Genomic DNA, 14,534 nt, shown 5'->3' with positions numbered 1-14,534 from the left:
GAAGCTTGGTCATGACGATCGCGTTCTCTCCTCGCCTTCGGGCCCTGGCCATCTGCACTCTTGCCGCACTCGTCTGCGGCATCGGAACGATGTCGGCTCGCGCCCAGAGCATCGTCGTCATGGTCAATGGCGATCCCATCACCGACTATGACATCGAGCAGCGCACCAAGCTGAACTTCCTGAGCACGCGCAAGCATCAGACTCGCCAGGAGATCATCAACGAGCTGATCGACGACAAGGTGAAGATCAAGGAAGGCAAGAAGTTTGGCGTCGAGCCGACCGCCTCCGACGTCGACCAGTCGTTTGCCGGCATGGGCTCTCGCATGCGGCTCAACCCGGAACAGTTGACCAAATCGCTGGAGAGCCAGGGTGTGCGGCCGGAGACGCTGAAGGCGCGCATCAAGGCCGAGATCGTCTGGAGCAGCCTGGTGCGCGGCCGCTACAAGGAACGCCTGATCGTCTCCGACAAGGACGTGGCCGCGGCTGTCGCCGCCGCGGGCGGCGATGGCGATCAGCAGGGCCAGGCGTTCGAGTACAAGATGCAGCCGATCGTGCTGATCGTGTCGAACTCCTCGAACCAGGGCCTGATGGAAGCGCGGCACAAGGAGGCCGAGGCCTTGCGCGCACGGGTGCAGACCTGCGCCGAAGCCAACAACATCTTCAAGACGACGGCGAATGCGGTCATCAAGGAGATCGTCGTCAAGACGTCCGCCGACATCCCGCCGAATCTGCGCAAGCTGCTCGATGACACGCCGATCGGCCACCTGACTCCGCCGGAAGCGACGCGGCAGGGCATCCAGATGGTGGCCCTCTGCTCGCGGACTCCGACCACGATCGACACGCCGAAGAAGCGCGAGATCAAGGAGCAGATGTACACCAAGAAATACGAGGCCACCTCCAAGGCCTATCTGCAGGAAGTCCGCAAGGCGGCGATGATCGAATATCGCTGATGACGAAGCCGCTCGCGCTGACCCTGGGGGAACCGGCAGGCATCGGACCCGACATCACCCTGCAGGCGTGGCTGCGCCGCACCGAGCTCGGACTCCCCGCCTTCTACGTACGCGGCGATCCTGTCTTTCTCGCGCAGCGCGCCAGGCTGCTCGACCTTCCCGTCACCGTGGACGAAGTTCGTCCCGAACAGGCGGCACAGGCGTTTGGGACCGTGCTGCCCGTGGTCTCCACCGGACACGCCGTGACGGCCCTGCCGGGCCGTCCGGACACGACGAGTGCCGCGGCGGCCATCGGCTCGATCCGTGAGGCGGTGGCCGACGTGAGGGCCGGACGCGCCAGCGCCGTCGTGACCAACCCGATCGCCAAGGCCGTGCTCTACCGTGCCGGCTTCTCGCATCCCGGCCATACCGAATTTCTCGCCGAGCTCGCCGCCGATGGCGGCGCGGTCCCGCAGCCTGTCATGATGCTGTGGTCACCGATGCTCGCCGTCGTGCCGGTGACGATCCACGTCGCGCTGCGCGACGCGATCGAGCAGCTCACGAGCCCGCTGATCACCTCGACGACGCGCATCGTCGCGGCGAGCCTGCGCCGCTATTTCGGCGTGTCGCGGCCGCGCATTGCGATGTCGGGACTCAATCCGCATGCGGGCGAGGACGGTACGCTCGGCACCGAAGAGGACACGATCATCGCGCCCGCGATCGCAACCTTGCGCAATGCCGGCCTCGACGTGCAGGGACCGCTGCCCGCCGACACGATGTTTCATGACGCCGCGCGCAAGACCTACGACTGCGCCATCTGCATGTATCACGACCAGGCGCTGATCCCGATCAAGACGCTGGCGTTCGACGACGGCGTCAACGTGACGCTCGGCCTGCCGTTCATCCGCACCTCGCCGGACCACGGCACGGCGTTCGGCATCGCCGGCAAAGGCACCGCCAATCCGGCAAGCCTGATTGCAGCGTTGCGACTCGCCGCACGCATGGTCCAGCAATCATCATGAGCGCGATCGACGACCTCCCGCCGCTGCGCGAGGTCATCCGCGATCATCAGTTGTCGGCGCGCAAGGCGCTCGGCCAGAACTTCCTGCTCGATCTCAATCTCACCGCCCGGATCGCGCGCGCCGCGGGGCCGCTCGAAGACGCCACCGTGGTGGAGATCGGCCCCGGCCCGGGCGGCCTGACGCGGGCGCTGCTCGCGCTCGGCGCACGCCACGTGATCGCGGTCGAGCACGACGAGCGCGCAATCCCGGCGCTGCAGGCGATCGCCGAGCATTATCCCGGCCGCCTCGAAATCGTCTGCGGCGATGCGCGGACCTTCGACGTCGCGCCCTATCTCGGGACCACCAAGGCGAAGATCGTCGCCAACCTGCCCTACAACATCGCGACGCATCTCCTGATCGGCTGGCTCTCTACAGAGCCGTGGCCGCCCTGGTACGACATGATGGTGCTGATGTTTCAGCGCGAGGTCGCCGAGCGCATCGTCGCGCGCGAGAACGAGGACGCCTATGGGCGGCTCGGCGTGCTCGCCAACTGGCGCTGCGAGACCAAGATCCTGTTCGACATCTCGCCATCCGCCTTCGTGCCGCCGCCGAAGGTCACGTCGTCCGTGGTGCGGCTGGTGCCGCGCCCGTCGCCCGAACCCTGCGACCGCCGCGCGCTCGAGCAGGTCGCCGCCGCCGCCTTCGGCCAGCGCCGCAAGATGCTGCGGCAGAGCCTGAAGTCGCTGCCGGCGGATCCCGCGCGGCTCGCAGCCGCCGCAGGCGTCGATCCCACCCGCCGCGCCGAGACCATTCCGGTGTCGGGCTTTGTTGCCATGGCCCGCGAATTGACCAATAGTCGCGACGAGAACAAGTCGTAATCAACAAGCATTTCAGGGAGTTTCATCATGGCGTTGATGCGCCGTCAGTCGCTCGTCAAGTTCGACGCACCGCTGTGCGAAACCATCGTCGAGACGCCGAAGCCGCAAGGCCGGGAAGTTCTGGTTCGCATCGAGCGCTGCGGCCTGTGCCACTCCGACCTGCATATCCAGGACGGCTATGCCGATCTCGGCGGCGGCAAGCGCCTGGACACCACGCGCGGCATGACCCTGCCCTTCACGCTCGGCCATGAGATCGCCGGCGTTGTCGACGAGGTCGGAGCCGACGTGCCGAAGGAGCTGATCGGCGCCCGGCGCGCGGTGTTTCCGTGGATCGGCTGCGGCCAGTGCCGCGACTGCGCCAATGGCGACGAGAATTTGTGCGCCAAGCAGCGCTTCCTCGGCGTCTCGATCGACGGCGGCTTCGCCACCCACGTGCTGGTGCCGGATGCGAAGTATCTGCTGGAATACGATCCGCTGCCGGTCAACCAGGCCGCGACGCTGATGTGCTCCGGCGTAACGGCCTATGGCGCGCTCAAGCGCCTCGTGGATCGGCCGCGCCAGCGCAATTTGCTGCTGATCGGACTCGGGGGCGTCGGCATGATGGGCCTGTCGTTCGCGCAGGCCATGTTCAAGCAGCCGATCTCGGTGGCCGACCTCTCGGCGGCCGCGCGCGAGACCGCGCTGAAGAATGGCGCTGCGACGGCCTACGATCCGGCCGAGCCGGATGTGATCAAGCGCATCCTCAAGGAGACCGAGGGCGGCTTCGACGAAATCGTCGATTTCGCCGGCAACGAGAAGTCGATGGCCTTTGCGGTCTCCGTCGCAGCGCGCGGCGGCAAGATCGTCGTGTCAGGACTGATGGGCGGCCAGTTCACCCTGCCGATGGTTCAATGGGTGTACAAGCGCATGACCATCGAGGGCTTCATGGTCGGCACGCTGGCCGAGGCGCACGAACTGATGGCGCTCGCGCGCGCCGGCAAGATCAAGCCGCCGCCGATGCGCGAGGAGCCGATGGCTGACGTACAGAAGTGGATCGATGCGCTGCGCGCCGGCCATGTGGTCGGACGCGTGGTGCTGACGAACTGATCCCTCGCCGTTGCGACATCGCACGCGGCCGCGGTGCTGCACCGCCGCCACTGCGGCCAATCATTTGTCCACAAACGTAGAGGTTGTCGGCGCGACGCCTCTGACCCCTGAGGGTGAAAAGCCAGGTCCATCGTCACCGATGTGACCGATTTGGCGCGATAGCGCGGCCAAAATCGCGGCGTGATGCGGAGCTTCTTGTGGGAAAAAAGCCGCACTCGGGCACGAAAGGATCGCGACAGAATTAATCCGGAATTGCGGCTCATTGCCACCCAACTTCTCTCCGAGAACGCGCCGTTGCGTAAGCGTATCCGGAGTCTTCAATGGCAAGCCGAACGGCAGGAGTTGCGTTTGCCATTGCAGCCGGAATCCTTGGCACCGTCGTGCTCGTGCTGCCGCGCGTCGTGTTGGCGGCGGAGGAATGTCTGACCGAGCCGACGGGAGAGAAGTCCGACGCGCAACGCTGGTACTATCGTTTCGATCGTGGCACCAATCGGCGTTGCTGGTATCTGAAAGACGCCAACGGCAACACCCGTGACGCCGCGGCACCGATACGGGCGACGCAGCAGCCGGCTCCGTGGGACTTCGCCCAGCCCGCTCCACCCAAACTGACGCCAAGACGCACCGATGGCCCGGTCGCTCGCACCAGCGACGCCCTCGCAGAAGCGCCGCAGCCGCGGCTGCGTGCCGATCTCGCCGTGCGGGGCACCCCGAAGCCGCAGACTCTTGCCACACCGACGACGCTGACCGCATCCGACACCAGCCTGCCCCGCAGCCTCGATACCTCGCCCTGGCCCTCTGCCCCGCCACAACAGGCGGAGCCGATCGCTGCCGATGCGCCACCGCCGGCAATGGCCGACGACGGCAATGCGGAGCCGGACACGAATGCGGCGCCGGCTGCCGACGGGCCGATCATCGCACCGAAGCCAAGCAAGCCCGAAGCGCCCATCCACGTGCTCATGCTCGTGGTCATCGGCGCCCTCGCGATTTCAGGACTGCTGGCGAGCGCGCTCTATCGGCTCAGCCGGATGGGACGGCGGCAACGGCGCAACGGCAGCTGGCACGCGGACGCAGTCCGGATGCGCCGTAGTCGCATCAAACCACGGTCCAAGGCGCCGCAGGGCGGGATGCGTGCGGGCCGCGGCAGCATGCCGGCAGCACCCTCCCATTCAGGCGGCAGCCGCGGCTCTCAGCCGGCTTCGGCGCTCGACCTCGCGAGCGCGCGGCTGGCGGCTTCGCCGGACCAGGTCGAGCCCCGTCCGCAGCGGCCGGCGCCGTCTCCCCAGCAGCAGGATCACCCGGCCGTAGCCGCACGCCGACGCGACCGGGACGCGGCTGCGGCGATGCAACGATCGCAGTCCACCGACGCGGTATGGCAGGCGGTCGATGAGCTGGTCGATCGCGCAGCAGTACGCCGGGCCGAGCCTTCCGGGGCACAGACCGCTGCGACCAACGCGCAGCCAATGCCGGTTGCCGCAACTGCCCCATCGCCTGCTGCTCCGGCGCAGGCACAACTGACGGCTGCCCAGATGGCCGCGGCGCAGGCCGCTGCCGCCAAGATTGCAGCAGCCCAGGCGAGCGCTGCTGCTGCAGACGCCTCGCCGCGCTCGCCGACCTATGCGGCACCGACGGCACCCGCCGAGCCCTGGCCGGCGGCGCAGCGGGTTGAACCAGCGAATCCCGCCCGTATCCAGGTGGGCGCACCAATGCCGCCATCGGCCCCGCCACCGACGCAGGCTGCCGCGACCGCCGCCCCACCCGCCCCTGTCGACGTCGGCGAAATCGTGTCGGCGCTGCGCAGGGCCCGCAACAGCGATGCCACGTCCCCCGCTGCCGGCGCGCCGATCGACGCCGCCAAGGTGATTGCCGCGCTGCTGGTGTCGCGCGCGGCCAAGCGGCGTACCCCGCAACCCGGCGAGGCTGGCGACGGTCCGGCTGCAGCGGCCCTCGCTGAGACGGCTCCGCCAGCGCAGGCGGACGCTGCACACCGGACCACGCAGGCGTCGCAACCCCTGACGAACCAATTGCGTGGCGGCCAGCCGGCCGCTCAGCCCGTTCCCGCGATGCCCGATCAGCCCGCGCCCCCGCGCGCGCCGTCAACGGCACCAGCCGATCCAGCGGCCGCGCTGATCGAGACGCTTCGCGCGCATGCGGCACGACAGCCGGCCCCTCAGCCTGACGATGACATCGCGAGGGCCGGACCCGGGATGATGTCGGAGGCCCCTGCCGCCGAAGACGACGAGCTCGACGATCCTGCGGCGGCGCTGATCAACCTTCTGCAGTCGCGCTTTTCATTGCCCGAAGACGAGCTGGAGGCGGAGCCGCAGCAGGAGGAGTTCTCCGTCGAGGCTCCGCAGGACGTCGCGCATATGCATGATGATCCCGCGGCCCGACTGATGAGTCTCCTGGAATCGCGGTCGTCGATCCCCGCCGCGCCACCGATCATCGACAGGCCGCAGGCGCCGCAGCAACCGCAGCGACCGCCGCAGCAGCGACCCCTGTTCGTGCCGAGCCAGTTCGAGGACCCGGCGACCCCGCCGCTCGACTTCATTCCGCGGCCTCCGGCGCTGCGCCCGCGGCCGCGCAACATTCAGCACGATGATGAGCTCGACGGCATCCAGGACATCCTGGCGCGCCTCGGCCGGCGGGCGTAGACAGAAGGCGTTTCAGCCCTCGAGCTGGCGCTGCAACTCGCGCACGAAGGTCGTCAGGCCGGTGCGGCGCTCGCGCTTCAGGCGCTCGGCCTTGAGGATCGACTGCACCTCGGCAAACGCGTCGTCGACGTTGCGGTTGATGACGATGTAGTCGTACTCCGCCCAGTGGCTCATCTCGTGGCTGGCGCGGCTCATGCGCCCGCGGATGACCTCATCGGAGTCCTGCGCGCGGGTGTGGAGACGCTTCTCCAGATCGGCGGCGGACGGCGGCAGGATGAACACGCTGACGACGTCCTGCCGCGCCTTCTCGCGCAGTTGCTGCGTGCCCTGCCAGTCGATGTCGAACAGCACGTCCTGGCCCGCCGACAACGCCGCTTCGACCGGCGCGCGCGGCGTGCCATAGCGGTTGTCGAACACGGTGGCCCATTCGAGCAGCTCGTTGCGCTTGGCCATGTGCTCGAAGCGCGCGCGGTCGACGAAGTGATAGTCGCGGCCGTCGACCTCACCTGGCCGCATCGAGCGCGTCGTCGCCGAGACCGACATCCGCAGACCCGACATGCGCTCGATCAGCAGGCGCGACAGCGTCGTCTTACCCGCCCCCGAAGGCGATGACAGCACGAACATCAGGCCGCGCCGCTCGACCCCATCGAAGCTTCCGTCGTGAGCCGCCATGGATCACTCCAGATTCTGAACCTGTTCGCGGAACTGCTCGACCACGGTCTTCAGCTCCAGGCCGATGTTCGTCAGCTCGATGTCGTTCGACTTCGAGCAGGTGGTGTTGACCTCGCGATGGAATTCCTGGGCGAGGAAGTCGAGCCGGCGGCCGACGGGCCCGCCCTTGCCGAGCATCTCGCGCGCCTGCGCGATGTGGGAGGCGATGCGATCGAGTTCCTCGCGCACGTCGGCCTTGGCCGCGATCAGCAGCGCCTCCTGCGCCAGGCGGTCAGGATCGAAGCGGTCCGACGTGTCGAGCAGGGCCGCGACCTGCTCGGCGAGTCGCGCCTTGATGGCCTCTGGCTTGCGGCCCGGCGATGTTTCGGCCCTCTTCGCCAGTGCCTCGATCTCGTCGACGCGCTGGTTGAGGATCTGTCCGAGCGTGTCGCCCTCACGCCGACGCATCTCCACGAGATGTTTCAGCGCGGTCTCGAACGCCGCGATCGCCGCCTCCTTGGCGGCCTTGTCCTCGGCCTCGTCGGTCTCCGGCTCCGCCACCTCGATCACGCCCTTGATCGACAGCAGCCCATCGATGCTGGGCGCGACCGCGTCGATCCGGCCCGCGAGCTGGCTCGCCACCTTCACGACGGCCGCCAGCACATCCTCGTTGATTCGTACCGTCGACCCGGTCTCGGTGCGCTTGACGGTGAGATTGGCGTAGACGGTGCCGCGCGACAGCACCTCGGTGGCGCGCTTCTTGGCGAAGGCCTCGACCTCGTCCCAGCCCTGCGGCAGCCGCACCCGGACGTCCAATCCCTTGGCATTGACCGATTTCAACTCCCACTCGAACGAGTAGGGACCGCTTGCCCCGTGGCTACGGGCAAAGCCGGTCATGCTCGACAGCGCCATTTCGTCCATGTCTCCGGCATATCGGGAATGGCGGGACAGACTCGCTCCGCCAAAAGTGCGCGAACCTTACGGCCTTTTGGGCAAATGTTAAGCCCGGTTCTGCGCGGCCGACATGCGTGGGAAATTATTGCTGAACGACCGGCGGGGTCGGCTGCGCAGCGCCCTGCCGCGCCCCGTTGCCGGGTGCAACACCGCCGTTGGCGCGGTTGGCGGGCGGCCTCTTCGCACCGGCCGGCGCCCGTGGCGCGGCTGCCCCGGCCGCCGGATCCACCGCTCCGCCGGCAACGGCCGGCGGCGCCTCGTCGGGCTCGACGGTGTCGTTCTGGGTCTGCCGCTCCATCGCCCTGAGCTTGGCGACGTTCTTCTGGTGCAGGTCGTAGGTCTCGGTGAACGCGTGGCCGCCGGTGCCGTCGGCGACGAAATAGAGATCGCGCGTGCGCGCCGGATTGGCCGTCGCCTCCAGCGAGGCGCGTCCCGGATTCGAGATCGGTCCCGGCGGCAGGCCCTCGATCACATAGGTGTTGTAGGGCGACGGTTGGGTGATCTCGCTGCGCTTGATCGGACGGCCCAGCGTGCCCTTGCCGCCGACCAGACCATAGATGATGGTCGGATCGGACTGCAGCTTGATCCGCTGCTTCAGCCGGTTGACGAATACTGCGGCCACCCGGCTGCGCTCGTCGGGCTTGCCGGTCTCCTTCTCGACGATCGAAGCCAGCGTCACCAGCTGCTCCGGCGTCCTGACCGGCAGATCCGGACTACGCCGTTCCCAGATCTCGGCCAACACGCGCTTCTGCGCCTGCTGCATGCGCTGCACGACCTGATCGCGGCTGGTCCCGCGCGGGAACTTGTAGGTCTCCGGCAACAACGTGCCTTCGCGCGGAATCTCGCGGACGCTGCCGGTGAAGATCTCGTTCTCGGACAGACGCGCCACGATCTGCTCTGACGTCAGGCCTTCGGGCACGGTCACCGAATGCTGCACGACCTTGCCTTCGACGATGACGCCGATCACGTCGCGCAACGATGCATTCTTCTGGAACGCATACTCGCCCGGCTTGAGGTCGGAACTGGCCTTCAGCGCATAGACCCCACCGATGAAGATCCACGGATTGACGTCGATCACACCTTCACGCGCGAGCACGTCGGCAATATCGCGTTTGCCCGCGCGCTGCGGGATGTTGACGACCTTGTCCTCCTGCAGCGGTCCTGCCGCTTCGAGGATCTGCCGTCCATAATAGTAGGCCGCGCCCACGCCGAGCATGGCCAGGATGAGCAAGGTGATGATCGCATTGCCGACCACCACGAACGGATTACGGGCGCGGTCGGAGCGGCGCGGCGGCGGCGGCACGCGTTCCGGCTCCAGCGCTGCGCGCGGGCTGCGGGGCGAGATGGGCGGCCGTTCACTCATCGATGCAACCTTCAGTCCTGTCGCTCTCGTCGTGGCCGTGCGCTCCCCAACGCAAGCGACCTGAAGTCCACGCCCAATTTAACGATTCGTCATCTCGTCATCGAATACGGCGAAAAGGTGTTTTCGCCGGGCCTCACCGCCATGCGCATCCACTTACCGCATCGGCGCCGAAGGCCGACCTGCGAAAGACACGCGAAGTTAAAGACACGCGAAGTCTTGGGTTCTAGTGTGGCTGCAGTCGGATATCCGCGTGACCAAGCGACAATCGGCCCGAGCGGCATTCCGTCCTTCCGCACTAGGTCACCACGCGCCGCAAAACCACCGACGCGTTGGTGCCGCCGAAACCAAAGGAGTTCGACAGCGCCACGTTGATCTCGCGTTTGCGAGGTGCATGCGGCACGAGATCGATCGCGGTTTCCACCGACGGATTCTCCAGATTGATCGTCGGCGGCGCGATGTTATCCCGAATCGCGAGAATGCTGAAGATGGCTTCGACGGCGCCGGCCGCGCCGAGCAAATGGCCGATCGACGATTTGGTCGACGACATCGAGATCTTCGAAGCGGCATTACCAAGCAGGCGCTCGACCGCACCGAGTTCGATCTCGTCGCCGACTTGAGTCGAGGTGCCGTGCGCGTTGATGTAGTCGAGGTCGGCGGCCGTGATGCCGGCCCGCTTCAGCGCCGCACTCATGCTGCGAAAGCCGCCGTCGCCATCCGGCGATGGCGATGTGATGTGATAGGCGTCGCCGGACAGTCCGTAGCCGCAGACCTCGGCGTAGATCCGCGCGCCGCGTGCCTTGGCGTGCTCATACTCCTCGAGCACGACCACGCCGGCGCCCTCGCCCATCACGAAGCCATCGCGGTCCTTGTCGTAAGGACGCGACGCGCGCTCGGGCGTCTCGTTGAATCCGGTCGACAGTGCGCGGGCCGCGCAGAACCCGGCCATGCCGATTCGGCAAATCGGCGATTCGGTGCCGCCGGCGACCATGACATCGGCATCGCCGAGCGCGATCAGGCGGCTGGCGTCGCCGATCGCATGCGCGCCGGTCGAGCAGGCGGTGACGACCGAATGATTGGGGCCCTTGAGCCCGTGCTCGATCGAGACATAGCCCGAGGCGAGATTGATCAGACGTCCGGGAATGAAGAAGGGCGACACTTTGCGCGGACCGCGCTCCTTCAGCAGGATCGCCGTGTCGGCAATGCCCGAGAGGCCACCGATGCCGGACCCGATCAGCGTGCCGGTGGCGCAGCGGTCCTCTTCCGTCGCGGGATGCCAGTTGGCGTCATCGAGCGCCTGACGCGCCGCAGCCATCGCGAAAATGATGAAATCGTCGACCTTGCGCTGGTCCTTGGGCTCCATCCACTGGTCGGCATTGAAGGTGCCGTCGGAGCCATCGCCGCGCGGCACCTGACAGGCCACCTTGGCGGGAAGATCGGAGACCTCGAACGACTCGATCAAGCGCGCACCGCTCTTGCCCTGAAGGATGCGCTGCCAGGTCGTTTCCACACCACAGCCAAGCGGCGAAACCATGCCAAGGCCAGTGACGACAACCCGCCTCATGTTCGTTTCTCCAGACCCGATTTTGAGCGCTTGTGGATCGGCTGACGGCCGTCGCCGCATCTCGGGTCAATTGTTCGAGTAACACGGTCTGGCCAGGCAGCGCGACCGAATCGTCTGTCGCCGGCCGCCAGATGACGGCTCATCACGACGCCGCCAACAGCAAGAAACCGGTCGACCGCACAAGACGGATCGGCCGGTTTCGCGCAACTTCGCCGGAGCGTCAGCTCTTGGCGTTCTTCTCTAGGAACTTGGTGGCGTCGCCGACGGTCAGGATCGTCTCGGCGGCGTCGTCCGGAATCTCGCAACCAAACTCTTCCTCGAAGGCCATGACGAGCTCGACCGTGTCGAGGCTGTCAGCACCGAGGTCGTCAATGAAGCTCGCGTTGTCGACCACTTTCTCGGGCTCGACACCAAGGTGTTCGACCACGATCTTCTTAACCCGCTCGCCAATCTCACTCATCGTTCAACCTCGTGCTTGTTCCTTTAAGACCCGACCCCCGGATGATCCGCATCACCCCGGCCGCTAAACTTCCTTCGCGATCGCGCAAAACCAGATTTGCCCCGCAGCGCCCCTTTACCGAAATTTGGCGGACGACTTGCGGTCCGAAAACTTCGGAAACGGGGCCACTCACAAACTCCAATCCACACTCTCCATGAGGCCGGTACGCCTCCGATCCAGAGCGCTCAAACAGGAACCCGGATCAGCAGCGCCAGCCGACGGAGGCCCGGCGAACGATGGCAGCTCGCCCCGCCAATATACAGGGTTTGGAAATCCTGCAATGGCGTTCTTCGTGCCCCCATCAGCTGCCCGGTTACCATACACGCGAATCGTTGACCACACGGCCCGGTATGCTGGTCGCGACGTCTTTTCGCCGCATTCCGAGCCGCGGCAGGGCCTAGATCATCGCCATGCCGCCGTTGACGTGGATGGTCTGGCCCGTGACATACGCCGCCTCGTTGGAGGCGAGGTACACCGCAGCTGCAGCAATGTCCTCTGGCGTGCCCAGCCGCGCCGCCGGCACCTTGGCGAGGATCGACTCGCGCTGCTTCTCGTTCAGAGCGTCGGTCATCGGTGTCTTGATGAAGCCCGGTGCGATGCAGTTGGCGGTCACGCCGCGCTTGGCGTACTCGGCGCCGAGCGTCTTGATCATGCCGATGATGCCGGCCTTGGACGCCGTGTAATTGCCCTGCCCCGGATTGCCGGTGACGCCGACGATCGAGGTGATCGCGATGATGCGGCCGAAGCGCTTGCGCATCATCAGCTTGGTGGCGGCACGCGAGAGGCGGAATGTCGCGGTCAGGTTGACCTTGATTACCTCGTCCCAATCCTCGTCGCGGAGCTGCACGAACAGGTTGTCGCGGGTGATGCCGGCGTTGGCGACGAGAATGTCGACCTGCCCCATCGCCTGCTCGGCGGCCGGCACCAGCGCCTCGACCTCGGCCGCGTCAGACAGATTGCAAGGCAGCACATGCACACGGCTGCCCAGCTCGCCCGCGAGGGTCTCGAGCACCTCGCGCCGGGTGCCGGAAACGGCCACGGTCGCTCCCTGGGAATGCAAGGCCTTGGCGATCGCATTGCCGATGCCGCCGGTCGCGCCGGTGACCAGCGCGGTCCTGCCACTCAGATCGAACATCAAACTCTCCTCAATGCCGCTATACGCGACGCTCTACGACGTTTTGACCGCGGCCAGCGCATCCTTGGCGGCCGCAATGTCCGCCGGTCCGCCGACGGCGACACCGACTGCACCATCCGCGATCCGCTTGACCAGGCCGCTGAGCACCTTGCCCGCGCCGATCTCCAGGAAGCGCGTCACGCCCTGGCTCGCCATGTAGGCGATCGATTCGCGCCAGCGCACCGTACCCGTGACCTGCTCGACCAGGCGACGGCGAATCTCGTCGGGATCACTGATCGGGGCCGCGAGCACGTTCGAGACCAGCGGCGAGGCCGGCGCCTTGATGGTGACCTTGGAGAGCGCCTCCGCCATGACGTCGGCCGCCGGCTGCATCAGCTTGCAGTGGAACGGCGCGGAGACCGGCAGCAGCATGGCGCGCTTGGCGCCCTTGGCGCGCGCGATCTCGACGGCGCGATCGACGGCGGCCTTGTTGCCGGACACCACCACCTGACCGCCGCCATTGTCGTTGGCGGCCTGGCAGACCTCGCCCTGAGCCGCCTCTTCGGCGACCGCCACGGCTGCCTCGTAATCCATCCCGAGCAGCGCGGCCATGGCGCCGACGCCGACCGGAACGGCCTTCTGCATCGCGAGACCGCGCGTCCGCAGCAGGCGGGCGGTGTCGGCGATGGTCAGGCTGCCGGCGGCCGCCAGTGCCGAATATTCGCCCAGCGAGTGACCCGCGACGAAGGCCGCGTCCCGCCCGACCGAGAACCCCGCCTCGGCCTCCAGCACCCGCAAGGTCGCCATCGACACCGCCATCAGGGCGGGCTGGGCATTTTCGGTCAGCTGCAGGGTCTCGGCCGGACCTTCCCAAATGATGGTCGTCAGCTTCTCGCCGAGGGCAGCGTCGACCTCCTCGAACACGGCGCGGGCCACCGGGAAGGCGTCCGCGAGCGCCTTGCCCATGCCGACGGCCTGGGACCCCTGCCCCGGAAAAGTGAATGCTGCCGTCATGGCCGCCCCCTGAACGTTCCAAAATCCCTGGAATTGAGTAACTTTGGCCGGAAAGACACTGGCAAAGGCCGGGATGTCAAGCGCGTGACGGGCGCATTTCGACCACTTTCCCTTGCCTTGGCGCCGAAAATCGGTATAAGGCCCGCCATCCGTGGATCCCGAGCCGGGAGCTGAACGGACGGTCCCAGCAAATTCACCTTGCTCAACCTTGGGGATGTACCCTCTCCAAGCTGTCCAGGCGATTTGATGTGGCAGGGCCAGTCGGCCCGTCGTCCCGTGTTCCCGCCTTCTGAGCTGACGTCTGCGAGTCCTTTCCACAAGGGCTCGAAGGGCTTGACGCCGGGATTTGCGCCAACTTGGAAAGGACAGCCATGCCGCTTTACGAGCATGTTTTCCTCGCGCGTCAGGACGCGAGCACCCAGCAGGTGGAAGAACTGACGGCTCAGATGACCGGTATCGTCGAGGGTCTCGGCGGTAAGGTCACGAAGACCGAGAATTGGGGCGTTCGCTCCCTCACCTACCGCATGAACAAGAATCGCAAGGCGCACTTCGTGCTGCTCAACATCGACGCGCCGTCCGCGGCGATCGCCGAGATCGAGCGCCAGGAGCGGATCAGCGAGGACGTGATCCGCTACCTCAGCGTCCGCGTCGAGGAGCTCGAGGAAGGCCCGTCGGCGATGATGCGCAAGGCCGATCGCGACCGTGAGCGCGACGACCGCGGCGGTGGCTTCCGTGGTGAGCGCGATGGCGGCGGCTTCCGTGGCGATCGCGGAGACCGTGGCGATCGTGGCCCGCGCCGGCCCCGTGACGAAGAAACGACGGACGAGGAGTAA

At 66.8% G+C, this 14,534-nt stretch carries 13 protein-coding genes; 6 read left to right on the top strand and 7 right to left on the bottom strand.

Going from position 1 to position 14,534, the window contains the following annotated elements:
- Nucleotides 1-11 precede the first annotated feature (11 nt).
- The 5 genes from ACQR1H_RS29425 to ACQR1H_RS29405 all read left to right on the top strand — a co-directional run bounded on the left by ACQR1H_RS29425 (nucleotide 12) and on the right by ACQR1H_RS29405 (nucleotide 6,545).
- Entirely contained in the window at nucleotides 12-950 is a 939-nt protein-coding gene (locus ACQR1H_RS29425; protein WP_315800292.1) for a SurA N-terminal domain-containing protein, read from the top strand.
- Nucleotides 950-1,951, top strand: a complete 1,002-nt coding sequence (gene pdxA / locus ACQR1H_RS29420) for a 4-hydroxythreonine-4-phosphate dehydrogenase PdxA (protein ID WP_434840010.1) — start codon at nucleotides 950-952, stop codon at nucleotides 1,949-1,951. The genes ACQR1H_RS29425 and pdxA overlap by 1 nt, the downstream gene beginning before the upstream one ends.
- Complete coding sequence (rsmA, locus tag ACQR1H_RS29415; protein WP_434898630.1) at nucleotides 1,948-2,808, top strand: 16S rRNA (adenine(1518)-N(6)/adenine(1519)-N(6))-dimethyltransferase RsmA; 861 nt, start codon at nucleotides 1,948-1,950, stop codon at nucleotides 2,806-2,808. The genes pdxA and rsmA overlap by 4 nt, the downstream gene beginning before the upstream one ends.
- Before the next feature lie 27 nt (nucleotides 2,809-2,835).
- A complete protein-coding gene (locus ACQR1H_RS29410; RefSeq protein ID WP_434840008.1) occupies nucleotides 2,836-3,894 on the top strand; it encodes an alcohol dehydrogenase in 1,059 nt (352 codons plus the stop codon).
- 320 nt (nucleotides 3,895-4,214) lie between these two features.
- The gene (locus ACQR1H_RS29405; RefSeq protein ID WP_434908588.1) at nucleotides 4,215-6,545 is read left to right on the top strand and encodes a hypothetical protein; all 2,331 of its coding nucleotides are present in this window, start codon (nucleotides 4,215-4,217) and stop codon (nucleotides 6,543-6,545) included.
- A gap of 12 nt (nucleotides 6,546-6,557) precedes the next feature.
- Here ACQR1H_RS29405 and gmk read toward each other — a convergent pair whose 3' ends face one another.
- The 7 genes from gmk to fabD form a co-directional block, all read right to left on the bottom strand.
- The gene (gene gmk, locus ACQR1H_RS29400) at nucleotides 6,558-7,217 is read right to left on the bottom strand and encodes a guanylate kinase (protein ID WP_316236640.1); all 660 of its coding nucleotides are present in this window, start codon (nucleotides 7,215-7,217) and stop codon (nucleotides 6,558-6,560) included.
- A 3-nt stretch (nucleotides 7,218-7,220) separates the two neighbouring features.
- Entirely contained in the window at nucleotides 7,221-8,108 is an 888-nt protein-coding gene (locus ACQR1H_RS29395; protein WP_315800446.1) for a YicC/YloC family endoribonuclease, read from the bottom strand.
- Nucleotides 8,109-8,232: 124 nt separating this feature from the next.
- A complete protein-coding gene (gene mltG, locus ACQR1H_RS29390) occupies nucleotides 8,233-9,513 on the bottom strand; it encodes an endolytic transglycosylase MltG (RefSeq protein ID WP_316215640.1) in 1,281 nt (426 codons plus the stop codon).
- Nucleotides 9,514-9,808: 295 nt separating this feature from the next.
- Nucleotides 9,809-11,074 carry a beta-ketoacyl-ACP synthase II gene (gene fabF / locus ACQR1H_RS29385; RefSeq protein ID WP_315800299.1) on the bottom strand — a complete coding sequence of 422 codons (1,266 nt, stop codon included), beginning with the start codon at nucleotides 11,072-11,074 and terminating at the stop codon, nucleotides 9,809-9,811.
- 220 nt (nucleotides 11,075-11,294) lie between these two features.
- Entirely contained in the window at nucleotides 11,295-11,534 is a 240-nt protein-coding gene (locus ACQR1H_RS29380) for an acyl carrier protein (RefSeq protein ID WP_006610957.1), read from the bottom strand.
- Nucleotides 11,535-11,970: 436 nt separating this feature from the next.
- Entirely contained in the window at nucleotides 11,971-12,708 is a 738-nt protein-coding gene (gene fabG, locus ACQR1H_RS29375) for a 3-oxoacyl-[acyl-carrier-protein] reductase (RefSeq protein ID WP_315800300.1), read from the bottom strand.
- Between the two features lie 33 nt (nucleotides 12,709-12,741).
- Nucleotides 12,742-13,701 (bottom strand): ACP S-malonyltransferase, encoded by a 960-nt coding sequence (gene fabD, locus ACQR1H_RS29370; RefSeq protein WP_315800301.1) that lies wholly within the window; start codon nucleotides 13,699-13,701, stop codon nucleotides 12,742-12,744.
- Between the two features lie 371 nt (nucleotides 13,702-14,072).
- Here fabD and rpsF point away from each other — a divergent pair, with 371 nt between their 5' ends.
- Complete coding sequence (rpsF, locus tag ACQR1H_RS29365) at nucleotides 14,073-14,534, top strand: 30S ribosomal protein S6 (RefSeq protein ID WP_315800302.1); 462 nt, start codon at nucleotides 14,073-14,075, stop codon at nucleotides 14,532-14,534.

This window comes from Bradyrhizobium sp. HKCCYLRH2015 (genome assembly GCF_051168215.1).
Classification (GTDB): Bacteria; Pseudomonadota; Alphaproteobacteria; order Rhizobiales; family Xanthobacteraceae; genus Bradyrhizobium.
The sequence above is the reverse complement of the archived record's forward strand: the minus strand, read 5'-3'. Positions and strand labels throughout refer to the sequence as shown.